Source organism: Streptomyces griseiscabiei (genome assembly GCF_020010925.1).
Lineage (GTDB): Bacteria > Actinomycetota > Actinomycetes > Streptomycetales > Streptomycetaceae > Streptomyces > Streptomyces griseiscabiei.
This window is the reverse complement of sequence record NZ_JAGJBZ010000002.1, coordinates 3,872,012-3,894,987: the sequence shown is the minus strand read 5'-3', so window position 1 is coordinate 3,894,987 and position 22,976 is coordinate 3,872,012. Positions and strand designations below refer to the sequence as shown.

The window sequence follows — 22,976 nt, the reverse complement described above, 5'->3', positions numbered from 1 at the left end:
GGTGGGGCTTCAGACGACGCGTTCGCCGGGGGCGACGATCGCGTCCAGCTCGGCCAGGTCGGCCGTGCCGGGTATCCAGTCGGCCGCCGCCGCGTTGGCGGCGACCTGTTGCGGGGTCATGGCTCCGCAGATGACGGAGCCGACGGCGGGCAGGGCCGCCAGTGCGCCGACCGCGACCCGGAGGAGGGTCAGGCCGCGGTCGGCGCCGTATCGGGTCAGCGCCTCGGTCCTGTCGAGGGCCGCGTCGGTGAGCCAGCCCTGTCGCGAGGCCAGGCGGCTGCCGGCCGGGGGCTCCTCGCCGCGGCGGTACTTCCCGCTGAGCAGGCCGTTGGCCAGCGGGTAGTACGGCAGCAGGCCGAGGCCGTGGCGCAGGCAGGCAGGGACCAGATCCTGTTCCGCGCCGCGGTCGAGCAGGTGGTAGCGCTCCTGGGTGGACACGAAGGCGTCCGTGATCTGTTCGGCCGGGAGGTTGGAGCAGCCGATGTACCGGATCTTGCCCTCGTCGACCAGTTCCCGGAGCACGGCGACCGTCTCCTCCAGCGGTGTGACGCCGTCGGGCTCGTGGTACTGGTACAGGTCGATCCGGTCGGTGCCGAGCCGGCTGAGCGACGCCTCGACGGCGTACCGGATGTAGGGGCGGGCCCCGCGCGGACCGTAGAGGTCGGCTTCCCGGCTCATCTCCATGCCGAACTTGGTGGCCAGCACCACCTCGTCGCGGCGGCCCTTGAGCGCGGCCCCGAGGAGCCGCTCACCGTCGCCGCGGAGGCCGCCCCGATCGCCCCATCCGCCGTACATGTCGGCGGTGTCGAACAGGGTGATCCCGGCGTCGAGGGCGGCGTGGACGACGGCCTTCGTGCCGTCCTCGTCGAGGCGGCTGCCGAAGTTGTTGCCGCCCACGCCGACCACCGAGACGACCGGGCCGCGCTCTCCGAGCGTGCGGTATCTCATGACCGGTTTCCGAACCCGATGCAGACGTTCTTGGTCTGCAGGTAGCTCGCCAGTCCTTCGAGGCCCTTCTCCCTGCCCCAGCCGCTGTGCTTGTAGCCGCCGAAGGGGAGCTCGACGCCGGTGCCGACTCCGGTGGCGTTGACGTAGACCTGGCCGGCGCGGATGCCCTCGGCCAGACGCATCGCCTTGTCGATGTCGCGGGTCCACACATAGGAGGCGAGGCCGTACGGGCTGTCGTTGGCGATCTGGAGGGCCTCGTCGACGGTGTCGAACTCGATGACCGTGACCACGGGGCCGAAGATCTCCTCGCGGGCGCACCGGGCCTGGTTGTCCACTCCGGTCAGGACGGTCGGCCGCACGTAGTAGCCGTCGGCCAGCTCGGGGTCGGCGGGGGCGCTTCCGCCGGCCCGTGCCACCGCGCCCTCCGCCCGCGCCACCTCCAGGTAGTCGAGGACCCGGTCCCGCTGCCGTGCGGCGACGAGCGGGCCGACGTCCGGATCGCTGAGTCCGGGGCCGACGCTGAGGGAGGAGGCGTGCGCGACGAGCTTGTCCAGGAACTCCTCGGCACCGCGCTGGACCAGCAGCCGGGTGCCGGCCGAACAGGTCTGTCCGGCATTGCCGAAGGCGGAGGCGGCGACGGCACCGAGCGCCGCGTCGAAGTCGGCGTCGGCGAAGACGACGACCGGGGACTTGCCGCCCAGTTCCGTCACCGAGGGCACCACGTTGGCGGCGGCGGCCTGCGCGACCTTGATGCCGGTCGGCACCGAGCCGGTGAAGGTCACCTGGTCGATGTCCGGGTGCCCGGCGAGGGCCGCGCCGGTCTCGCCGTCACCGGGGACCACGTTCAGCACGCCCGGCGGGAGACCGCACTCCAGGGCGATCCTGCCGATCTCCAGCGGGGTGAGCGGCGCCTCCGGAGAGGGCTTGAGCACCACCGTGCAGCCCGCGGCCAGCGCGGGGGCGGAGCCCCTCGCGGTGTTCTGCAGCGGGTAGTTGAACGGGATGATCTGACCGGAGACCCCGATCGGCTCCCGCACGGTGTAGTCGATCAGGCCGGGCCCGAGCGGAACGGTCGAGCCGCCGAGCTTGTCGGCGACGCCCGCGTAGAACTCGAAGTAGCGGGCCGCCGCCTCGACGTCGTTCTTCGCCTGGCGCAGCGGCTTGCCGACGTCCTGGCTCTCCAGCCGCGCCAGTCGCTCGCCCTGGAAGCGGATGGCCTCCGCGATCCGGTACAGGATCCGGCCGCGGTCGGCGGCCCGCATCCCGGCCCACTCGGGGGAGGTGAAGGCCGTACGGGCGGCGGCCACCGCGGCGTCCACGTCCGCCTTGCCGCCCAGTGCCACCTGGGCGATCGCCGTGCCGTTCGACGGGTCGAGGACGGTGAAGGTGCGGCCGTCGGTGGCGGGGACCTGCTTGCCGTCGATCAGCAGCTCGGTCGGCTGCGTCGCGTCGCTCATGGCCGGATCTCTCCCAGCACCTCGCCGAAGATGACGACCTCGTCGCCGGGGCGGACCGTGCGGATGCGGCGTACCCAGAGCACGATGCCTTCCTGCGGCGCGCGGACCTCTTCCAGTGTGGTGCCGTAGTGGTCGGTGATGGTGGCGATCAGGTCGCCTTCCTTGCAGGTCTCCCCCGGCTCGGCGTGCGCGACGAAGAAGCCGCCGGCGGCGGAGCGGGCGAAGGTGCCGGAGACGGTCGTGTAGGTCTCCCGCAGCACCGCCTCACCCTCGATGATCCCGAGCCGGCGCAGGATGTTACGGATCGAGTTCATGTGGTGCTCGACGTTGGTCTCGCGGTACGTGGCGCCGCCGCACTCGATGGTGATGGCGGGCTTGCCCGCTTCGAGGACGGGGTGGCGGACCGTGCCGCCCCACTTGCCGCCCTTCCAGACCAGCTCGTGCCCGGCGGCGAGAGCGATGTCCGTCGCCAGGTCCTCGTAGCCGCCCTGGAGGATGACCAGCGGGGCGATCTCACCGTAGGCGCCACCGGTGTGCAGGTCGACCACGGCGTCGACGACGGGGACCACCTGCTCGACGAAGGTCGCGGCCAGGCGCTGCGAGTAGGAGCCCTCCGCGTCGCCCGGGAAGATCCGGTTCAGGTTGAGGTGGTCGATGCCGCTCGCGCGGGCCGCCGCCTCGAAGGCCGGGGTGTTCAGGCAGGGAATGCCCACGACCGTGCCGCGCAGGGTGGCCGGGTCGAGCTCGGCGAGGACACGGCGGATGGCTTCCTGGCCGTCGTACTCGTCGCCGTGCACACCCGCGTCGACACACAGGACGGGGCCGTCCTCGACGCCGTTGACGACGATCAGCGGAATGCCGAGCTCCACGCCGTAGCTGCTGGTGCCGACCGGGATCAGGCCCTGGGCGCGTTCGCCGGGGGCGACGGTCAGCGGACCGATGGAGTACATGTGGTTCCTTCCCAAAACGTGCGTCAGATACGGGACGAGGCCTCGGCGAGGACGCCTGCGATGATCGCGGCGATTCGGTCGAGGACCGCGCGGTCGCTGATCAGCGGGGGCGCGATCTGGACCAACGGCGCGGACCGGTCGTAGACGCGTGCCAGCAGGCCGGCCTCGCGCAGTCGGCGCGGGATGAGGTCGGTGATCAGTTCGGCGCGGGCCCTGTCGCTGAAGCCTCCGCCGTCGAGGTCGCCGACGAGTTCGCAGGAGTAGAAGAACCCGGTGCCGCGGACGTCGCCGACGATCGGCAGGTCCTTGAGGGCCGCCATGCGGGCGGCGAGGTCGCCCTGGAGATCGCGGACGTTGTCCAGGATCCGGTCCCGCTCCATGATCTCCAGGTTGCGCAGGGCGATGGCCGTGCTCAGCGGGTGCCCGGCGAAGGTGTAGCCGTGGTTGAGGACGGCGCCGGGCCGGTTGATGACATCGGTGACCTTGGCGCCGACGAGGGTCGCGCCCAGGGGGGCGTATCCCGAGGTGATGCCCTTGGCGACGGTGACCATGTCCGGGCGGGCGCCGTAACGGTCTCCGCCGAACCACTCGCCGATCCGGCCGAAGGCGGTGATCACCTCGTCGGCGACGAGCAGGAAGCCGTACCGGTCGGCGAGCGCCCGGAGCCCCTGCCAGTAGCCCTGGGGCGGAGTGATGCAGCCGCCCCGGTTCTGCACGGGTTCGGCGATGAGCATCGCTACGGTCTCCGGGCCCTCGGCCAGAATCGTGGCCTCCAGCTCGGCGAGCAGCCAGGCCGCGTACACCTCGTCGTCCGCGAACTCCGGTGCGAGGCCGAAGCGGTTGGTGTTCGACACGAACTTGGTGTCGATCGCCGGCGGGCCGTAGGGCTGTGTCAGACCGGGTTCGTCGGTGAACGACAGGGTGCCGACGGTCAGCCCGTGGTAGGCGCCGCGCCGGGCGATCGCCTTCACCCGTCCCGGCTCCCCGCGCAGGGCGTGGTACTGGCGGGCGATCTTCCAGGCGGTCTCGACCGCTTCGGCGCCACCGCTCGAGAAGAAGGTGTGCTCGATGTCGACGGGGGCGATCCGGGACAGGCGCTCTGCGAGCTCGATCGCCGTGGGGTGCGCGGAGCCGGTCCACAGCGGGCTGTAGCACAGCTCGCGCAGTTGCCGTTCGGCGGCCTCGGCGAACTCGGGGCCGTAGGAGTAGCCGAGTTGGCAGCAGTACAGCCCCGACAGACCGTCGATGTAGCGCCTGCCGTCGGCGTCGTCGACGTACGGGCCCTCCCCTCGCCGGACGACGAGGAGGTCTTGGCCCTCGTCGCCGAGCGATCCGTTGGCGGTCATGTTCAGCAGCAGGTGCCGCTGAGCGGTGGCCGCGGTCGTCTGAGCGGCGGCGGTGGTCATACGGCTTCGCCTCCGGGGTTGGCGACGCCGACCGTGTTCTCCACCGAGAGGAGGGAGTCCTGTCGTCCGGAGCCGAGCCAGCGGACCAGGGCGACGAGGCCGAGGGCGAGGATGGCGAAGGCGATGAGGATGGCGCTGACGGCGGTGACGCTGGGGTCGATCTCGAAGGTGAGGGAGTTGTAGACCTGCACCGGGAGGGTGACAGTGTCGACGGAGGACAGGAACTGGGAGATGTAGAACTCGTCGAAGCTGGTGATGAAGGAGAAGATCGCCGCCGCGATCATGCCGGGTGCCGCCAGCGGGAAGGTGATCTTCCGGGCGATGGTGAGCCGGCCGGCGCCCATGCTGGCCGCGGCGTCCTCCAGACGTTCGTCGATGCCGCGCAGGGTCGCGATCAGGATCAGCACCGCGATGGGGGAGGCCAGCACGGTGTGACCGAGCGCGATCGCGATCGGGCTGCCCAGCATCGCGGCCGGCTCGAACAGCAGAAACAGTCCGAGCGCGGTGACGATCTGCGGGATCAGCAGCGGTCCCAGGACCAGGGCGAACACCGCCGAGCGCAGCGGCAGTTCACTGCGGACCAGCGCGGTCGCCGCGGTCACCCCGATGACGAGGGAGAAGACGGTGCTCAGGGCGGCGACCAGCGCGGACAGGGAGAGTGCGGCCGGCCATTTGCTGCCGTCGGCGAACAGGGCCTTGTACCAGTTCAGCGTCCACGTCTGGGGCGGGAAGGCGGCGAAGGCGTTGTTGCTGAAGGAGGTGACGAGGATGACCACGATCGGCAGCGCCAGGAACAGCAGGATCAGCGTGGCGATGGCGGTCAGGGCGATCCGCCCGGTGAGGGTCTTGCGCAGTTCCATCAGGACCCACTCCTCTTCTTACGGCTGGCGCCGAGCGAGGTCACGGCCTTGACCAGGAGCAGTCCGGCCAGGGTGAGGACCAGCAGGATGACGCCCTGTGCGGCGGCCCCGTTCCACTGGTTCTCCTTGGTGACCTGCTGGTTGATGAGGGTGGCGATCATCGTCTGGTTGGGTCCGCCCATCAGGGCCGGGGTGATGTAGTAGCCCAGCGAGAGGATGAAGCTGAGCAGACCGGCACTGGCCAGACCCGGCGCGACCAGCGGCAGATACACCCTGCGGAAGATGGTCACCTTGCCTGCACCCATGCTGGCGGCGGCCGCCAGCAGACGCCGGTCCACCCCCCGCATCACCCCGTAGAGGAGGAGCACCGTGTAGGGGAGCATCATCGAGGTCGTTCCGATGACCACACCCAGCTCGTTGTAGAGGAGCTGGAAGGGTGCGCCGGGCATCGACATGCTGGTGAGGGTCTCGTTCACCAGGCCCTTGTCGCCGAGCATGATGATCCACCCGTAGGTGCGCACCAGCGCGGACACGAAGTGCGGCACGACTACCACCAGCATCGCAAGGCCCGCCCAGACGGGCTTGAGCCGGGAGATCGCCTGGGCCAGGACGAACCCGAACACCAGGCTCAGCACGGCTGTTTCGGCGGAGATCCTGAGTGTGGTGAACAGCACCGACAGGTTCACGCCGGTGAGGGCGTCGGCGTACCAGTGCAGGGTGAAGGAGCCGTCCGCGTCCTTCAGACTCAGCAGCAGCGTGGAGAAGATCGGGTAGACGAACAGCACCAGCAGGTAGATGACGACCGGGAGGGCGTAGAGGATCCCGACACGGGTCTTGCGTGATGCGAGGAGTTTGCGCGGGCGGGCGGGAGCGCCTGCGGTGAGGGTGGCTGCCATGGCTTACCCCGCCTTTTCTTCGGGGAAGAGGTTGATGTCCTCGGGATCGGCGGTGATCCCGACCCGCTCGCCAGCAACCGGCCCGCGGCCGGCGGGGACCTCCAGGCGCAGCAACGGTCCCTGGCCGCCGTCGATGCGCACACCCGCGCGGACGAGGGTGCCGACGTAGGTGGCCATCTCGACCGTGCCGGAACAGAAGCCGTCGTCCGCGGCCGAGGCCCGCAGCCGGCCCGGCTGCACCGCGACCTTCACCTCGGTGCCCGTGGCGAGGTCGTGGCGGCGGGCCTTGAGCAGGCCGCCGGAGTTGTCGAGGCGGACCAGGGTGTGGGCATCGGTGTGCTGTTCGATGCGGCCGGGCAGGAAGTTGGCCGCACCCAGGAAGTCCGCCACGAACGGCGTCCTGGGCCGCTCGAACAGCTCGCGGGGTGTGTCGAACTGCTCGATCAGGCCGTTGCGCATCACCGCGATGCGGTCCGACATCACCAGCGCCTCTTCCTGATCATGCGTCACATAGATGACGGTCAGGCCGAGTTCCTGCTGGATGGACTTGATCTCCACCTGCAGCTGGTCACGGAGCTTCTTGTCCAGAGCCCCGAGCGGTTCGTCCATGAGGATGACAGGCGGGCGGTAGACCAGCGCCCGGCACAGTGCGACACGCTGCTGCTGACCACCGGACAGCTCCCGCGGCTTACGCCCGCCGAACCCGGACAGACCCGCGATCTCCAGGGTCTCCCCCACCCGCCGACGGATCTCGTCCTTGCCCACCCCGCGCAGGGTGAGCGGGAAGGCGACGTTCTCGCTGACCGTCATGTGCGGGAAGAGGAGGTACTGCTGGAAGACGAAGCCGAGGTTTCGCTTCTGCGGGGCGAGGCGGGTGACGTCACGGCCGCCGACGGTGATGGTGCCGGAGTCGGGTTCGCAGAACCCGGCGATCATCATCAGCGTCGTGGTCTTGCCCGAGCCGGAGGAGCCGAGGAAGGTGACGAACTCCCCTGCGGCGATCTCCATCGACGCCTCATCCACGGCGACGACGCCGCCGTAGGTCTTGCGCAGGGCCACTACCGACAGTGCTTTGCCGGTCGCGGCGGCCAGCTTGACGCCGGCCGCCTTCACCGACGGTGCGGCGACACCGAATTCAGCCACGAGCCCACTCCAGCCAGCGCTTGGTGACGGCCGCTTCGTTCTTCAACCACCAGTTGACGTCCGTGTCGAAGCCCTTGTCGTAGTACTTCGGCGCACCGGCGAGTGCGTTGCGCTCGTCCTCGGTGAGCTTCTCGTAGGCCAGCGGGGACGACGGGTTCGACGGGAATGCCTTGGCCAGGCCGGCCTGGCTCTCCGCCCGCAGTGAGAAGTCCATGAGCTTGTAGGCGTTGTCCGTGTTGGCCGCGCCCTTGGCTATGGCGTAGCCCTGGAACTGGCGGCGCATCCCGTTGAGCTGCCGGGTGACCGGGACACCCTGCTTCTCCAGGTCGGCGATCCGGCCGTCCCAGACGGTGGACATCGTGACCTCCTGGCGGCTGAGCAGCACGCCGGGGAGCGGGCCGCTGTCCCAGAACTTCTTGATGTCGCCCCGCAGGCGGGTCAGTGCCTTGAAGGCACGGTCGACGTCCAGCGGGTACAGCTTGTCCGGCGGGACGCCGTCGGCCAGGAGCGCGAACTCCAGCTCCGGCAGGTCACCGTCCGGGCTGCACATCGAACGGCCGCCCTTGAATGCCTTGGTGTCCCAGAAGTCCGCCCACGACTCCGGCTTCTTGCCTCCGAAGGCATCGGTGCGGTACGCGATGCACTGGCCGTAGAAGCTGTGGCCGACGGCGTGCTCGGTGACCTGGGCCTCGGGGATCTTCGCGCTCTGCGCGCTCTTGATCCGGTCGAGGTCGAGCGCCTCCAGGGCGTCCTGCTTGACGTACTTCAGATGCGACATCATCGAGTTGTTGATCAGGTCGCACTGCGGCCGGCCCTGCTTGATCTGCGCCAGCAGCGGGGCGTCGTCCAGGTTCAGCACCTTCACCTGGATGCCGGTCTCCTGCGTGAACGGCGTGTAGATCGCCTTCTGCAGCGCGGCGCCGTAGGAACCGCCGCTGTCACGGACAACCACCGTCTTGCCGCCCTTGCCACCACTCCCACCGGCGGTCCGGCTGGAGCCGGTACCACAGGCGGAGAGGGTGGTCGCGGCGGCGACACCCGCCGTGACCCCTCCTATTCCTCGAAGGAACAGTCTGCGGTCTATTCGGGCATCTTTCATTTGGTGCCTCCTGGTGGTACAAGCCGTAAGAATGGGCGGCTGGGGACGTGGGAAGGGGGGCGGCTGAAACGGGGGGTCTAGGGGCGGGGATCCGCCTCGTCTGATCCGGCACCGAGGCCGGGGGCCCTTAGGGTGTCGGCTCGCGCGGCCGTATCGGGGTTCCACGGGACGGCCAGGGCGGCCAGTTCCTTGCCGGGGGCGACGGTGAGGCCGTGCATGCCGTAGAAGATCCGGCCGTCGGCCGGTGCGTGGACGGTGTGCTCGGTGCCGTCGGTCGGGTCGATGATGCGGCCGAGGATGTCGCCCTCGGCGACTTCGCCGATGACTTCGGCGTCGAAGGAGAACTCCGGGTACCACAGGCCGGTGGCCTCGGCGGTGGCGCCGGCGGACCAGACCCACTCGCGGATCGGTGCCGGAGTGGAACCGTCCTGGTCGAGGACGCCGAGATGGCGAAGTGCCTTCAGCAGGCCGTCGACGCGGCGGAGGGCGGTGGCCTCGTCGCGCCGGCCGAGCTGGCCCACCTCTACGAGGACCGCCGAGATGCCCCGGCGGGCGGCGGCCGCGTGGCTGTTGCCGCCCTCGGGCGTCAGCCCGAGGATGACGTCCTCGATGCCGAAGGAGCCTGCCAGTTCGGCGGTCGCCTTGTCCAGGTCGGGGTCACCGGTGACGCGGTAGCCGACGAAGTCCCGCAGGACCTGGTCGATGCCGCCGCAGTGCAGGTCGATGTAGACGTCGGCGCCGTCGATCAGGTGGGTGAAGAGCCAGGCGGCCAGCCGTTCGGTGGGGCCGCCGGCCGGGTCGCCGGGGAAGACGCGGTTGAGGTTCACGCCGTCGACCGGGGAGATGTTGAGCCGGCCTTGGTACACGGCGGGTGGGTTGGCGACCGGACAGATGATCACCTGTCCGTGCACCTCGGAGGGCTCCAGCCCCTCCGCCAGTCGCACGACGGCGTCGATGGGCGTGAACTCGCCGCCGTGCACACCCGCGGTGATGACGACCCGGGGGCCGGGGCGAGCCCCGTTGACGAGGGTCAGCGGGATGTCCGCGGTGAGGGTGCCGAGGTCGGCGGGGACGGTACCGCGGTCCTTGGTGCCCGGCTCGGCAACGAGGGTGCCGACGGAGAGCGTGGTGTCGTTCATGGTCATGCCTCCGTACGGCCGACGGTGGAGAGGAAGTCGATGGGCTGGGGCGAGGCGCCGTCCAGCGCCAGGTCCGCGGCGATGTCGCCGAAGGCGGGCGAGAGCTTGAAGCCGTGCCCGGAGAACCCGGCGAGCAGGATGACGTTCTCGGCGCCGGGCAGCGGGCCGATCAGGGGGCGGCTGCTCTCGGTGTAGCCCTCCATGTAGACGGAGAGGCGGGTCGGGTCCGGGTGCAGGTCGGGCAGGTGACGCCCGATCAGCTCGGCGAAGATCTCCAGGTCGTCCGGCTGTACGGTGCGGTCCAGCTGGTTGGGGTCGTCGGCGAGCCGGTGCAACGCACGGGAAAGTCCGAGCTTGACCGAGATGCCGTCCGGGGAGGGCAGGCCGTAGCAGTGGGTGGGTGCCGTACGGATGAACGCCGGGCGCTCCTCGCCGAACCAGGCGCCGGGGTCGGTGGGCACGTACCAGGCGCTGACGAGGCGGCGGACTTCCACCTCCCACGGCAGGTCGGGCAGCAGGTCGTTGACCCAGGGGCCGGGTGTGACGACGGCGGTGTCGAAGCGCTCGCTGCCGGAGTCGGTGCGGATCTCCACGCCGCCCGCGACGGGGACGATTTCGCGGACCGTGCTGTAGCGGTGGATCACGGCGCCCAGCTGCTCGGCGCGGCGGGCGGCGGTCTGGATGGTCAGCTCCGGGCGGATGACACCGGCGCGGCGGTCGAGCACGGCCGCGTCGCCGTCCTCGATGCGGTACTGCGGGAAGCGCTTGGCGAGGGAGTCGGCGTCGAGCACCTCGTGGTCGAGGTCGTGGTCGGCGATGGACTGAAGGACGGTGGCCATCTGCTGGTGGTCGGTCGGCCCCATGAGCAGGCATCCGGTCAGGCGGCGCAGTTCACGGCCGGTCTCCTGCTGGAGCTGCTCCCACAGGGTGTCGGCGTGCTTGAGGAGCGGAACGTACCGGGAGTCCTCGAAGTGCGCACTGCGGAAGATCCGGGTCTCACCGCCTGCGGCGCTGCGGTCGTGGCCGGGGGCGAACCGGTCGTATCCGACGACCTCGGCGCCGCGGGCCGCCAGCCGCCAGGCGGCCTGGCTGCCCATCGTTCCGACGCCGACGACCGCGACGCGCTTCCTGGCAGCTGACACAGGACTTTCCTTTCGTATCGCCGAGGCGCATGCTGGGCCCTCGACGTGAGGCTGTTCGATTCGAGAGGGTTTGGGCGGGAGTCAGGTCCCCTCGTGGACCTGTGGCTCGCAACCGCCGCGTCTCGCAGTCCGGCTCACTTCCGGGGATCCCCCGAAGGCCGTGCCACTATGTGGAATGCTGTGCTAGAATCTGGCACAGAGAATGGCAGTGGCTTCCGGGAGGAGTCAAGAGGGTGTCCAGCAGAAATTTTTCGGATCAACAGGGGGAAATCGGATGGAAATGAAGAGCGTCACCAGGTCGCTCCGGATCCTGGAGGCGGTCGCCCAGCATCAGCCCGTGACTGTCGGGGAGTTGACGAAGCTCTTCGGACTGCCGAAGTCCACCGTGCAGCGCAGCCTGGTCACGCTGGCGGAGGCCGGCTGGCTGCGCGCCAACCGAAAGGACACCACCCGCTGGGAGATCGGCGCCCGCGTCCTGGCCGTACGCCCCGCCGCACTCCAGGGCTCCAGCCTGTTCGCCGCCGCCCGTGAACCCATGGTTCGCCTTCGGGACGCGGTGAACGAGACCATCCACCTGTCGGTGCCGGACGCCCTGCAGTGCATGGTCGTCGTCGACCGCGTCGACTGCGACCACCCCGTGCGTACCTTCCACACGATCGGCGACACCTCACCTCTGCACGCCACCGCCGTCGGGCGCGCCGTTCTCGCCCACCTCCCGAGGCGGGACGTCGACGAACTCGTCGCGGCGGGGCTGGAGCGGTTCAGCGACACGACCCCCGTCGAGCCTGACGAGCTGCGCGCCGAGCTGGACCGGATCCGCGCCGACGGCTACGCGGTCAACCACAACCAGTACCGGCCGGGCGTCTGCGCCGTCGCCGCACCCGTGCTCGACGAGGACGGCACCCCGCTGGCAGCCGTGGCCGTCTCGATGCCCGAGGCGCGGTACGACGGTGAACGGACGCCCAAGTGGGGCCGCCTCGTCGCCGACACGGCCGCGGAGATCTCACAGCGCCGCCTGAGCGCCTGAACGACAGACGACTGCCCCGCCGTCACCCGAGGGCCGGGCCCCCCCCCCCCCCCCCCCGCGCCCCCCCCGGCCCTCGGCTTCGCGCCACCACAGCCGCCGCCCTGCGCCCGGCCAGGGGGAAGGCCGGACACAGGGCGACCGCACCACGCGGCACGGCAGGGACGGTCAGAGCCCTGTTGCTGTCCATCGCCGCGGGGAATCGGGATTCGCGTCCGCGTCGCACCAAGGTGTGCCATATTATGGAACGCTATGCTAGCTTCCGGCACGACCACGCGGTGACTCCTTGCTGGAGTCACGATGCGCGAAACAGGAATCCACAGGTCTCAGGGGGCATCGGATGGAAATGAAGAGCGTCACCAGGTCGCTGCGCGTCCTGGAGGCGGTCGCCCAGCATCAGCCCGTGACCGTGGGGGAGTTGACGAAGCTCTTCGGACTGCCGAAGTCCACCGTGCAGCGCAGCCTGGTCACCCTGGCCGAGGCCGGCTGGCTGCGCGCCAACCGAAAGGACACCACCCGCTGGGAGATCGGCGCCCGCGTCCTCGCCGTACGCCCCGCCGCACTCCAGGGCTCCAGCCTGTTCGCCGCCGCCCGTGAACCCATGATCCGGCTCCGCGACGCGACGAACGAGACCATCCACCTGTCAGTACCGGACGCCCTGCAGTGCATGGTCGTCGTCGACCGCGTCGACTGCGACCACGCCGTACGCACCTTCCACGCCATCGGCGACACCTCGCCCCTGCACGCCACGGCCGCCGGTAACGCCGTCCTCGCCCATCTGGGGAAGTCCGAGATAGAGGAGGTCACCGCGGGGACGTTGGAGGGCTACGGCGAGGAGACCATCACCGATCCGGGAGAACTGCGCGCGGAGCTCCGCCGCGTGAGAGAGCGTGGCTACGCCGTCAACCACAACCAGTACCTACGGGGGGTCTGCGCGATCGCGGCACCCGTGCTCGACGGTGCGGACACCCCGCTGGCCGCCGTGGCCGTCTCCCTGCCCGACTCACGCTTCGAGGCCGACAGGCTGCCCGAGCTGGGTCGGCTCGTCGCCGAGACGGCGGCGGAGATCACCGCCCGGCACCTGGCCTGACGACAGCCCCGGCATCACTTCACGATCACGTAGATCTTGCGCACGGTTTCGATGGTCTTCCAGACACCGACGAAGCCCGGCTTCATGACGAAGCTGTCACCCGCCTTGTAGACCACGGCCTCGCCACCTTCCGGCGTGAGTTCGACGATGCCGGCGAGGATGTGGCAGAACTCGAAGGTCTCGCCCTTGACCGAGCGCGTCTCGCCGGGCGTCGCTTCCCAGACCCCCGTATGGATCATCTCCCCGCGGGCGACGTCCTGCGGCCAGGTCATGAATGCGGGGTCGCCGGAAACCAGACGTTCCGGGAGCGGGCCGGACTGGTGCGGCGCGAAGGAGGGGTGGGTGTCGATGGTCTTCAGGAGCGACATGTTCTTCCTTTGATGTACTCGAAGAATCGGTAGCCGCGGGCCGAACCGTGCCCGGCGGCGTGGAAAACCGGGCACGGGTGAGGCCCTTCGCGGTGCGTGCTGCGGCGCGGTCAGGGCATGACCGCCGTCAGCTCACGGGCACCGCGAGGTACTGGTAGTCCAGGAACTCGTCGATCCCCACCCGGCCGCCCTCGCGGCCCAGCCCGGACTGCTTGACGCCGCCGAAGGGGGCGGCCGGGTTGGACACGAGACCCGTGTTCAGCCCCACCATGCCCACCTCCAGCCGTTCGCTCACCCGCAGGGCTCGGTCGAGGCCCTCGGTGAAGACGTAGCCGACCAGGCCCCAGGGGGTGTCGTTGGCCCGGCGGATCACCTCGTCCTCGTCGTCGAAGGTGAGGATCGCGGCGACGGGACCGAAGATCTCCGTGTCCATCAGGCGGCTGCCGGGATCGACGTCGGTGAGCACGGTCGGCGGGTAGAAGCAGCCGGGGCCCTCGGGAGTACGGCCGCCCACGAGCACCCGAGCCCCCCGCTCGACCGCGTCGGCGACCAGCTCCTCCACCTTGCCGCGCCCCGTCCTGTCGATCAGCGGGCCGACGTCGACGCCGTCCCGGGTGCCCGGACCTACGACCAGCGAGGCCATCCGCTCGGCCAGGCGACGCCCGAATTCCTCCGCCACCGACCGGTGCACGAAGAAACGGTTGGCGGCCGTGCACGCCTCGCCCATGTTGCGCATCTTGGCGACCATCGCCCCGTCCACGGCCTTGTCCAGGTCGGCGTCCTCGAAGACGACGAACGGCGCGTTGCCGCCCAGCTCCATCGAGGTCCGCACGACCGCCTGAGCGCTCTGGGCGAGGAGCAGCTGCCCGACGGCCGTGGAACCGGTGAAGGACAGCTTGCGAATCCGCCCGCCGCGCAGGAGCGGTTCGCACACCGCCCCCGCACGGGAGGTGGTGACGACGTTCAGCACGCCGTCAGGCAGCCCGGCCTCCTTGAGGATCGCGGCGAGGGCAAGGCTGGAGAGAGGGGTCTGCGGGGCGGGCTTGAGCACCATCGTGCAGCCGGCGGCGACAGCCGGGCCGATCTTGCGGGTGCCCATGGCCAGCGGGAAGTTCCACGGGGTGATCAGCAGGCAGGGGCCGACCGGGCGACGCGAGAGCAGCATGCGGTTGCGGCCGTCGGGCAGGGTGGCAAGACCGCCGTCGATACGGACGGCCTCCTCGGAGAACCAGCGGAAGAACTCGGCCGCGTACGCCACCTCTCCCCTGGCCTCGGCGAGCGGCTTGCCCATCTCGGCCGTCATCAGGTGGGCGAGCTCGTCGGTGCGCTCGATGATGATCTCGTAGGCGCGGCGCAGGATCTCGCTGCGTACCCGGGGCGCCGTACTCGCCCACTCCTGCTGCACCCGCACGGCCGCTTCCTCGGCGAGCTTCGCGTCCTTGGGACCGGCGTCGGCGACATGGCAGAGGATGTCGCCGGTGGCGGGGTCGTCGACGGGCGTGGTGGCGCCGTCCGAGGCATCCACCCAGGCACCGCCGATGAACAACTGCGTAGGCGTGTCGGTCATGAGTTCTCTCCTGGTTGTCCGGATCGGTCGGCGGCGGGGTCGAGCAGTTCCGCGAGGTGCAGGGCGCGGACGCCCCGGTCTCCGGCGAGGTGGTCGATCTGGGTGGCGCAGCTGAAGCCGTCGGCCACGACGACCGTCGGCGTGTCCTGGTCGATGTCGTCGAGGCACGGCTGCAGGGCCAGGCCGGCGACGGCCATCGAGGTGTCGTAGTGCTGTTCCTCGAAGCCGAAGTTGCCGGCGAGTCCGCAGCAGCCCTCGGCCTCGTCGACCTTCCGTACGCCGAGGCGACCGAGCAGGTCACGGGGGTGGCGGCCCTTGAAGGTGGCGTACTCGTGGCAGTGGGTCTGCAGGACGACGTGGTCCGGCAGCTCCGGTGGCGTCCAGCCGGGGGCGGCGAGGTCGGTGAGGGCTCCGGTGAGGGTGTGGACGCGGGCCGCGACGCGCCGGGCGGCGTCGGTACCGAGGAGTTCGGGCACGTCACGCTTGAGCGCCGCGGCGCAGCTGGGTTCGGCCACGACGATGGGCCGGTCGTCGCCGTTGTCCAGGCGGGCGACCGTGCGGGCCATGATGCGGCGCGCGCGGGACAGCTGTCCGGTGCTCACCCAGGTCAGGCCACAGCACAGATCGTCCTCCGCCGTGCAGGGTAGGCCGGCGTCGGCGAGCACGCGGCTCACCGCTCCGGCTACCTCGGGGCGGAAGGCCCTGGTGAAACTGTCCACGAACAGCAGCGACTTCGCCGGTTCGCCGGCCCTTGCCGTGCGCAGCGCCCGGCTCAGCGCCTGCCGGGAGGCGAAGGCGGGGATCCTGCGCTTCGTGGTCACACCGCCGAGGCGCGCGAGCAGCCTCCCGACGGGGCCGCGCAGCAGCGCGTTCACCGGGCGCGCCGCGTATCCGACGAGCTTGGACGTCAGGGGCAGCCAGCCCAGCGAGTAGTGGGAGCGGGGCCGGATCCTGCCCTTGTAGTGCTGGTGGAGGAACTCCGCCTTGTACGTGGCCATGTCGACGCCGACCGGGCAGTCGCTGGAGCAGGCCTTGCAGGACAGGCACAGGTCGAGGGCGTCACGCACCTCGGTGGAGCGCCAGCCGTCCTGGACGGTCCCGCCCCGCACCATCTCCTGGAGCAGACGGGCCCTGCCCCGCGTCGAGTCGTTCTCCTCCCCCGTGGCCCGGTAGCTGGGACACATCACGCCACCGGCGTCGCTGCGGCACCGGCCGACGCCGACACAGCGGCGTACGGCGCCCGCGAAGCCGTCCTCGTCGTGCGGGAAGGAGAAGAGGGTCTCGACGGGCAACGGGTCGGAGGGCGTGTGCAGGGCTAGGTCGGCGTCGAGGCGGGCCGGGGTCACGATGACGCCGGGGTTGAGCAGCCCCTCGGGGTCGAAGATCTCCTTGAAGGCGGTGAACGCCCGGATCATGCGGTGGCTGTACATGACCTCCAGCAGCTCGCCGCGGGCCCGCCCGTCGCCGTGTTCGCCCGACAGGGTTCCGCCGTGCTCGACGACCAGGGCGGCGGCTTCGGAGAGGAACCGGCGGGTGGCGGTCCGCCCCGCGTCCGTGGCGAGGTCGAAGTCGATGCGTACGTGGACGCAGCCCGCGCCGAAGTGCCCGTACAGCACGCCGGTCAGCCCGTGGGCGGCCAGCAGCTTGCGAAAGTCGCGCAGGTAGGCGGCCAGGTCCTCGGGCGCGACGGCCGCGTCCTCCCAGCCCGGCCAGGACTCCCCGCCGTCGACCAGGCGGGCGGCGAGCCCCGCCCCGTCCTCCCGGACCCGCCACAGCGAGCGCTGTTCGGCCGGGCTGCGGACGACCCGCCCACCGGTCGTCCGGCCCCGTGCCGCGAGCACGTCCAGCAGTTCGTCGGCGCGGGCGTCGACGGCCGCCTGGTCGTCGCCGTCGAGCTCGACATACAGCCAGGCGCGCCCTTCCGGCAGTCCGGTGACGGAGTCCGGGCCGCGCCGGGCACGCATGGTGGCGACGATCGCCTCGTCCATGCCCTCCACAGCGGTGGGATTCCAGCGCAGGATCTCGGGCACGTCCTCGGCGGCGTCGACCACGTCGTCGTATCCGAGGGTGAGGAGGGTGGAAGCCTGTGCGGTCGCCACCAGGCGGACCGTCGCGGCGGTGACGACCGCACAGGAGCCTTCGGTGCCCACCAGCGCGCGAGCCATGTCGAATCCGTGCTCGGGCAGCAGGTGGTGCAGCTGGTAGCCGGAGACCTGACGCGGAATACGTCCCAGCTCGGTGCGGATCGGCGCCAGATCGGCCTCGATCAGGCGCCGCACATCCGCTTCCAGGCGGGCGACCCGCTCGACGGCGTCCTTGTCGTCCGGGTCGGCCGCCCGCAGGCCGGTGCGGTCGGCGACGGCGCGCACGCCGTCGGCCGTCACGATCTCCAGCGCCTCGACATGACTGCTCGTGCGCCCGTGCCGCACCGACCGGTTGCCGCAGGCGTCGTTGCCGATCATGCCGCCGAGGGTGCACCGGCTGTGCGAGGACGGGTCGGGGCCGAAGGTGAGTCCGTGCAGTGCGGTCGCGCTGCGCAGCGCGTCCAGGATCACTCCGGCCTCGACGCGCGCGGTGCGCGCCATCGGGTCGATGTCCAGGATCCGGTTCATGTACCGGGAGAAGTCCAGCACGACGCCGGGACCGACGGCGTTGCCCGCCATACTGGTGCCGCCGCCGCGCGCGGTGACCGGCACGTGCGCCTCGCGGCAGGCCCGCAGCACCGCGACGACGTCGTCGGCGCTGCGGGGAAGGACCACGGCCCTCGGCGGGACCCGGTAGTTGGAGGCGTCGTAGGCGTAGCTGCCGGTGGATCCGGGGCCGGTCTCCACCCGCAGGCCGGGCGCGGTCTCGGCGAGACGCGCGACCAGCGGCTCCAGGGCCGTGGTGGTCTCCGTCATCGCCCTGCCGCTCCCGATGTGCCGGCCTCGACCGCGGTCGCCCATGCCTGGAGGCCCTCGTCCACCGCCGTCTCGTCGATGACGAGCGCCGGGATCATCCGGACGACCTGGTTCCAGGCGCCGCACAGCAGCAGGAGCAGGCCCTCGTCGACGGCGGCACGCTGGACGCGGGCGGCGGTCTCGGGGTCGGGGCTGCCGTCCTCGGTGACGAACTCGGTGGCCAGCATGAGGCCGAGGCCGCGCACGTCACCGATGCCCGGCGTCCGGTCGGCCACCGCCTCCAGGCCCTGGCGCAGCCGCTTGCCCATGGCCTCGGCGTTCTCGACGAGCTTCTCGTCGCGTACGACGTCCAGGGTCGCGCAGGCCGCGGCGCAGGCGACGGCGTTGGCGCCGTACGTGCCGCCCTGCGAGCCGGGCCACGCCTTGGCCATCAGCTCCTCGGAGGCGGCGATGCCGGACAGCGGGAAGCCGCTGGCCAGGCCCTTGGCGGTGACGAGGATGTCGGGTGTGACGCCGAAGTGGTCGTGGCCCCAGAAGCGGCCGGTGCGGCCGACACCCGTCTGCACCTCGTCGAGGATCAGCAGGAAGCCGTGGCGGTCCGCCCGCTCCCGCAGGCCCTCCATGAAGGCGCGGGTGGCGGGGACGTAACCGCCCTCACCGAGGACCGGCTCGACGATGATCGCGGCCGTGTCGGCGGGCGAGGAGATCGTCTGGAGCGTGTAGTCCAGTTCCTTCAGGGCGAAGCGGGTCGCGGCCTCCTCGTCCCAGCCGTAGCGGTAGGCCGACGGGAAGGGGGTGACGACGACACCGCTCATCAGCGGCGAGAAGCCGGAGCGGAAGCGGGTGCCGGAGGTCGTCATGGAGGCGGCGGCAACCGTACGGCCGTGGAAGCCGCCGTGGCAGACGATGACGTTGGGGCGGCCGGTGGCCTGGCGGGCCAGCCGCAGCGCGGACTCGACGGCCTCGCTGCCGGAGTTGGTGAAGAACAGACTGTCCAGGCCGGCCGGCAGCACCTCGCCGAGCTTGTCGACCAGACGCCGCAGCGGCTGGTGCATGACCGTCGTGTACTGGCCGTGGATCAGCGTGCCCACCTGCTCCTGCGCCGCCGCGACGACCTTGGGGTGGCAGTGCCCGGTGCTGGTGACGCCGATGCCGGCGGTGAAGTCGAGGTAGCGGCGGCCGTCCTGGTCGAAGAGGTGGACGCCCTCGCCCCGGGCCGCCACCACGGGCGTGGCCTGGCGAAGGTGCGGCGACAGTGCGGTCATGTTCGTCTCCCGGCCTCGGTGTTCGGTCTGCTGCGGTTCCGCGTCGGTTCGCTGGGGTTCCGCGTTGGTTCCGCTGGGGTTCTGCTGGTGTTCCGCTGCGGTCCGACGAGCATCTCGGCGGACCGGGGCCGCGCCAACGCGCGATCTGTCCGGCAAGGACGCGGTATCCAGACGTTGTGTCAGGCACGCCGGGCTCTCACGCCGCCCCCTCCGCCTCCCCGCTACCGTCTCCAGGCTCTTGCGCAGGTCGGCGACGCTTGTCAGAGTGACGTGGCATTCCCCGAGTTCTGTGGACTCACCGGAGCCGGGACCCCCATGGAGGCACCGTGAGCGAGAACCACCCCACGGCTCCAGGGCCGGGCGCCGACGGCCCCGACGCCTGCTTGCCGGACCGCGACATGAACCCCGGCGCCCGCTCGCTCACCGTGGCCGACGTGCTGGCCCTTCCCGTCCTGGCCGCCGGACAGCCGCAGGTGGTCACCGGATTCTCCCGGCTCGACAAGCCCGTCCGCTGGGTCCACATCACGGAGCTGACCGACCCCGCCTCCTTCCTGAAGGGCGGCGAACTCGTCCTGACCACCGGCATGCCTCTGCCGGAGGAACCGGCCGGCGTACGCCGTTACGTCGACGAACTCGCCGACATCGGCGCGGCAGCCCTGGTCATCGAACTGGTCCGCCGCTACCACCGCCCGCCCGACGCCCTGGTCCACGCCTGCGAGGTCCGCGGGCTGCCCCTCGTCACCCTGGCCAAGGACGTCAACTTCCTGGAGGTCACCCAGGTCGTCCACGCGTTCATCCTCGGCAACCAGGCCGAGGTGATGCGGCGGACCCAGCGCGTCCACGAGGCATTCACCGCCCTCACCCTGCGCGGCGCCGGGCCCGAGGACGTCGTACGCGCCGCCGCCGAGATGAGCGGCCACACCGTCGTGCTGGAGAACCTGGTCCACCAGGCACTCGTCTGCGAGCCTTCCGTCGACACGGCCGGGGCGGCGCTCGCCTCCTGGGAACAGCGCTCCCGAGCGACACCGCCCACCGACCACACCACCGTCTCCGGCCCCGAGGGCTGGCTGGTGGCACCCGTCGAGTACCAGGGCGAACGCTGGGGCAGGGTGGCCATGCTCCCGACCCCGCCGGGCCCGGCCCCTCACTCGGCCTTCGGCCCCCTCGGTCCCGAAGCCGTCACGATCCTGGAGAGAACCGCGATGGCCCTCACCATCGCCCGTCTCACCCACCCCACGCCGTGGGAACGCGCCGCTCACCGCAGCGTGCTGCGCGACCTCGTCGAACAGCACCACCGCTCGCCCGCCGACGCCGAGACACGGATCGCCGCACTGGGCCTGCCCACGGCGGGCTGCCGCTTCGTCGCCGTACTCGCGGACGTCCCCTGCGAGGGCGACACGGCCAAGGCCGAGGAACTCCTCCCCGAAGAGCTGAGGAAGAAGGGAACACAGGCCCTCATCGGCCTCCTCCGACCGACCCGCCTCGGCATCCTTCTGTCCCTGCGGCCCGATCAGCCGTGGCGACCCGCCGTCGAACACCTGAGCCGCACCGCGCTCGACCTGGTTCCCGGGACGACGGTGAGCACAGGCAGCGAGGCGGCCGACCTCCCCGCCGTCGCCCGCTCGTTCCGTGAGGCGACCCGCGTCGCCGAAGCCACCGGGCCGGGTCAGCCGCTCCCCCCGGACCGCTCGTACCACGAACGATCCGACATCGGCCTGCGCCGCCTGCTCTTCGCCCTCCGCGACGACACCCGGATCCAGGACTACGCCGAACGCCGGCTCGGCCGACTCGCCGACCACGATGCCCGCCACGGCACCGACCTGCTCACCACCCTGCGCCACTACCTCGAGGCCGCGGGCAACAAGACGGTGGCCGCCCGCTCCGGGGGCCTGTCCCGCGAGACCGTCTACCAACGTCTGCGCACCATCGAGCGCATCCTCGACTGCGACCTCGAATCCGGCGAACAGCGCACCGAACTCCACGTGGCGCTCACGGCCCTCGACGTCCTGCGGGTCTGCTGAGGGGCGTGTGCGTCAGCGCATTCGGCCCGGTGGGACAGGGGATTCGGCTCGCCCGGCACCGGACTGGCGCCGAGCTGCGCGCGGTCGCGGTGTCCATGCTGGAGAGGGCGAGGACGGAGAGCAGGACAAGCACACACGCCGGGCCCAGCACGATCCAGGGCTCCAGCTCCGCGTACGGCTGGTTCTCCGACAGCAGACGGCCCCACTCCGCGACGGGCGGCTGCTCGCCCGGGCCGAGGAAACCGAGGGAGGCCAGTACGAGAACGGTGGTGGGCATGCGCATGAGGGCGTTACGCAGGAGGGGCGGCACTACTGCGGGGAGCAGGTGGTGGCGAAGGAGGTAGCCCGGGCCGGCGCCGAAGGAGAGGGACGCAAGCGAGTGGCCGCTGGCCCGTTCCTGTTCGAGCAGGGCGGCGGCCTGGGCCGCGTACGGGGTCCAGCCGACCAGGCAGACCCCGAGGGCGACACCCGAGGCCGACGGGCCGGTCACCGCCGTGGTCAGCATTCCCGCGAGGACAGCCGGCATCGTCGTCACCACTTCCGTGAGCCCCGCACAGACCTGTGCCGCCATGCCGAGCAGCAGCCCGGTGAGCGTGCACACCGCGGTCACCGCGAGAGCGGGAGCAGTCGGGCCGCCGTGTCCACGTGCAGGTGGTCGCACAGCAGTCGGGCGAGGACCAGCATGAGCAGGGCGAGGGCGTAGGCTCCGGCGGCCAAGCGGATGAAGCGCCCTCGCGGGAGGGCGGGTGTGTGCAGGGCGGGCAGGATGAGGGCGAGTGTCGCGGTCTGCAGGGGCAGGAGATCCTGGGCGATGGCAGCCTCCAGGGCGAGGCGGCCCAGTCCGGGAATGTTGAAGATCTTCTCCACCGCGACGGCACCGCCGACCAACCCCACCACGGTCGGAAGGAGTTGCGGGAGGACACCGGCCAGCGGGCGCCGCAGCGCGTGCCGGGCGACGTGGTGGGGTGCGAAGCCGTAGACGTGCCAGGTTCGGGCCCACGGTTCGTTGAAGGCTGCGGGCAGCGTTTGGTCGAGCAGACCGCCGATCATCGCTCCCGATGGCACCCCGAGGGCGAGCGAGGGCAACGCCGCGAGGACGGCGACACCGATGGCGTCGCTCCCCCGGTGCAGCCGTCGTCGGGAGCCGAGGTACAGGGTGCGGGCGCTGACCAGTGCGGCGACGGCGATGGTGACGACGAGTGCGCCGAGCATCAGCGTGACAGAGACCGCGAAGGCTCTCGTCACCTGGGACAGCACCACCTCACCGGACACCCAGGAAGTGCACGCGTCGCCCTGCGGCAGTCCACTCAGCCAGTGCGCGAGATGGCTGAACGTCCCTCGTCCAGGCCCAGTTGTTCTCGTACGGCGGCCAGTTGGGGCGGGCGTGGGGTCCTGGTCGGCGGAGCGGGCCCGCAGGACCGTCAGCGCGGGGTCGTTCCCGGACAGCCAGGGCAGCATGGCCAGGCCGTGAGCAGCGCGGCCCCGGCGGTGAGGCGGCCGAGGCCCGCGCGCCACCGGGACGGGCCGGCCTCGGTACCGGCCGACATGACGCCCATCGGCCGCTACTTCAGGTGGGTGTCGCGGTCGGTCAGGGCCTGTACAAGGCAACGCCCTCCGCGACCGGATCACCCGCCGGCGGTCGCCCAGTACGCCGGTTTCGCCACACGGCAAACGACTCGCATGCCAGCCAAGAGAGAACCC

Annotated in this window: 19 protein-coding genes; 3 read left to right on the top strand and 16 right to left on the bottom strand. The window is 71.0% G+C overall.

Translation table 11 applies throughout. The features are described 5' to 3' along the window. Positions 1 to 9: 9 nt before the first annotated feature. The 10 genes from J8M51_RS33700 to solA form a co-directional block, all read right to left on the bottom strand. Complete coding sequence (locus J8M51_RS33700) at positions 10 to 948, bottom strand: aldo/keto reductase (protein WP_086752410.1); 939 nt, start codon at positions 946 to 948, stop codon at positions 10 to 12. Next, positions 945 to 2,405, bottom strand: a complete 1,461-nt coding sequence (locus J8M51_RS33695; RefSeq protein ID WP_086752412.1) for an aldehyde dehydrogenase family protein — start codon at positions 2,403 to 2,405, stop codon at positions 945 to 947. The genes J8M51_RS33700 and J8M51_RS33695 overlap by 4 nt, the downstream gene beginning before the upstream one ends. After that, entirely contained in the window at positions 2,402 to 3,355 is a 954-nt protein-coding gene (locus J8M51_RS33690) for a succinylglutamate desuccinylase/aspartoacylase family protein (protein WP_086752415.1), read from the bottom strand. The genes J8M51_RS33695 and J8M51_RS33690 overlap by 4 nt, the downstream gene beginning before the upstream one ends. 23 nt (positions 3,356 to 3,378) lie before the next feature. Continuing rightward, positions 3,379 to 4,761 (bottom strand): aminotransferase class III-fold pyridoxal phosphate-dependent enzyme, encoded by a 1,383-nt coding sequence (locus tag J8M51_RS33685; protein ID WP_086752417.1) that lies wholly within the window; start codon positions 4,759 to 4,761, stop codon positions 3,379 to 3,381. Then, positions 4,758 to 5,621: an ABC transporter permease gene (locus J8M51_RS33680; protein ID WP_256964042.1), complete on the bottom strand. Its 864-nt coding sequence runs from the start codon at positions 5,619 to 5,621 to the stop codon at positions 4,758 to 4,760. The genes J8M51_RS33685 and J8M51_RS33680 overlap by 4 nt, the downstream gene beginning before the upstream one ends. Beyond that, the gene (locus J8M51_RS33675) at positions 5,621 to 6,517 is read right to left on the bottom strand and encodes an ABC transporter permease (RefSeq protein ID WP_086752421.1); all 897 of its coding nucleotides are present in this window, start codon (positions 6,515 to 6,517) and stop codon (positions 5,621 to 5,623) included. Before J8M51_RS33675 ends, J8M51_RS33680 begins: the two co-directional genes overlap by 1 nt. Positions 6,518 to 6,520: 3 nt before the next feature. Beyond that, entirely contained in the window at positions 6,521 to 7,660 is a 1,140-nt protein-coding gene (locus tag J8M51_RS33670; RefSeq protein ID WP_086752423.1) for an ABC transporter ATP-binding protein, read from the bottom strand. Further along, positions 7,653 to 8,759, bottom strand: a complete 1,107-nt coding sequence (locus tag J8M51_RS33665; RefSeq protein WP_267299680.1) for an ABC transporter substrate-binding protein — start codon at positions 8,757 to 8,759, stop codon at positions 7,653 to 7,655. The genes J8M51_RS33670 and J8M51_RS33665 overlap by 8 nt, the downstream gene beginning before the upstream one ends. Before the next feature lie 77 nt (positions 8,760 to 8,836). After that, positions 8,837 to 9,898, bottom strand: coding sequence for a M14 family metallopeptidase (locus J8M51_RS33660; RefSeq protein ID WP_267299679.1), 1,062 nt, complete (start codon positions 9,896 to 9,898; stop codon positions 8,837 to 8,839). Positions 9,899 to 9,900: 2 nt separating this feature from the next. Further along, positions 9,901 to 11,040, bottom strand: a complete 1,140-nt coding sequence (gene solA, locus J8M51_RS33655) for an N-methyl-L-tryptophan oxidase (protein WP_267299678.1) — start codon at positions 11,038 to 11,040, stop codon at positions 9,901 to 9,903. A 280-nt stretch (positions 11,041 to 11,320) separates the two neighbouring features. Between solA and J8M51_RS33650 the strand changes: the two genes are divergently transcribed. Both J8M51_RS33650 and J8M51_RS33645 read left to right on the top strand, forming a co-directional pair. Continuing rightward, positions 11,321 to 12,067: an IclR family transcriptional regulator gene (locus tag J8M51_RS33650; protein ID WP_267299720.1), complete on the top strand. Its 747-nt coding sequence runs from the start codon at positions 11,321 to 11,323 to the stop codon at positions 12,065 to 12,067. Positions 12,068 to 12,410: 343 nt separating this feature from the next. Further along, entirely contained in the window at positions 12,411 to 13,154 is a 744-nt protein-coding gene (locus J8M51_RS33645; protein WP_267299719.1) for an IclR family transcriptional regulator, read from the top strand. Positions 13,155 to 13,168: 14 nt separating this feature from the next. On the opposite strand, the gene J8M51_RS33640 is transcribed toward J8M51_RS33645, so the two are convergent. The 4 genes from J8M51_RS33640 to J8M51_RS33625 all read right to left on the bottom strand — a co-directional run bounded on the left by J8M51_RS33640 (position 13,169) and on the right by J8M51_RS33625 (position 19,254). Then, positions 13,169 to 13,522: a cupin domain-containing protein gene (locus J8M51_RS33640; protein WP_267299677.1), complete on the bottom strand. Its 354-nt coding sequence runs from the start codon at positions 13,520 to 13,522 to the stop codon at positions 13,169 to 13,171. A 127-nt stretch (positions 13,523 to 13,649) separates the two neighbouring features. Further along, positions 13,650 to 15,089 (bottom strand): NAD-dependent succinate-semialdehyde dehydrogenase, encoded by a 1,440-nt coding sequence (locus J8M51_RS33635; protein ID WP_267299676.1) that lies wholly within the window; start codon positions 15,087 to 15,089, stop codon positions 13,650 to 13,652. Beyond that, the gene (locus J8M51_RS33630; RefSeq protein ID WP_267299675.1) at positions 15,086 to 17,989 is read right to left on the bottom strand and encodes an FAD-binding and (Fe-S)-binding domain-containing protein; all 2,904 of its coding nucleotides are present in this window, start codon (positions 17,987 to 17,989) and stop codon (positions 15,086 to 15,088) included. The genes J8M51_RS33635 and J8M51_RS33630 overlap by 4 nt, the downstream gene beginning before the upstream one ends. After that, positions 17,986 to 19,254 (bottom strand): aspartate aminotransferase family protein, encoded by a 1,269-nt coding sequence (locus J8M51_RS33625; protein WP_086756460.1) that lies wholly within the window; start codon positions 19,252 to 19,254, stop codon positions 17,986 to 17,988. The genes J8M51_RS33630 and J8M51_RS33625 overlap by 4 nt, the downstream gene beginning before the upstream one ends. A gap of 326 nt (positions 19,255 to 19,580) precedes the next feature. Between J8M51_RS33625 and J8M51_RS33620 the strand changes: the two genes are divergently transcribed. Then, positions 19,581 to 21,275 (top strand): PucR family transcriptional regulator, encoded by a 1,695-nt coding sequence (locus J8M51_RS33620; RefSeq protein ID WP_179203135.1) that lies wholly within the window; start codon positions 19,581 to 19,583, stop codon positions 21,273 to 21,275. Here the strand turns inward: J8M51_RS33620 and J8M51_RS33615 are convergent. Together J8M51_RS33615 and J8M51_RS33610 are read right to left on the bottom strand one after the other, a co-directional pair. Further along, complete coding sequence (locus J8M51_RS33615; protein WP_267299674.1) at positions 21,244 to 21,885, bottom strand: ABC transporter permease subunit; 642 nt, start codon at positions 21,883 to 21,885, stop codon at positions 21,244 to 21,246. The genes J8M51_RS33620 and J8M51_RS33615 overlap by 32 nt on opposite strands. Further along, positions 21,882 to 22,733, bottom strand: a complete 852-nt coding sequence (locus J8M51_RS33610; RefSeq protein ID WP_267299673.1) for an ABC transporter permease family protein — start codon at positions 22,731 to 22,733, stop codon at positions 21,882 to 21,884. The genes J8M51_RS33615 and J8M51_RS33610 overlap by 4 nt, the downstream gene beginning before the upstream one ends. Between the last annotated feature and the right edge of the window lie 243 nt (positions 22,734 to 22,976).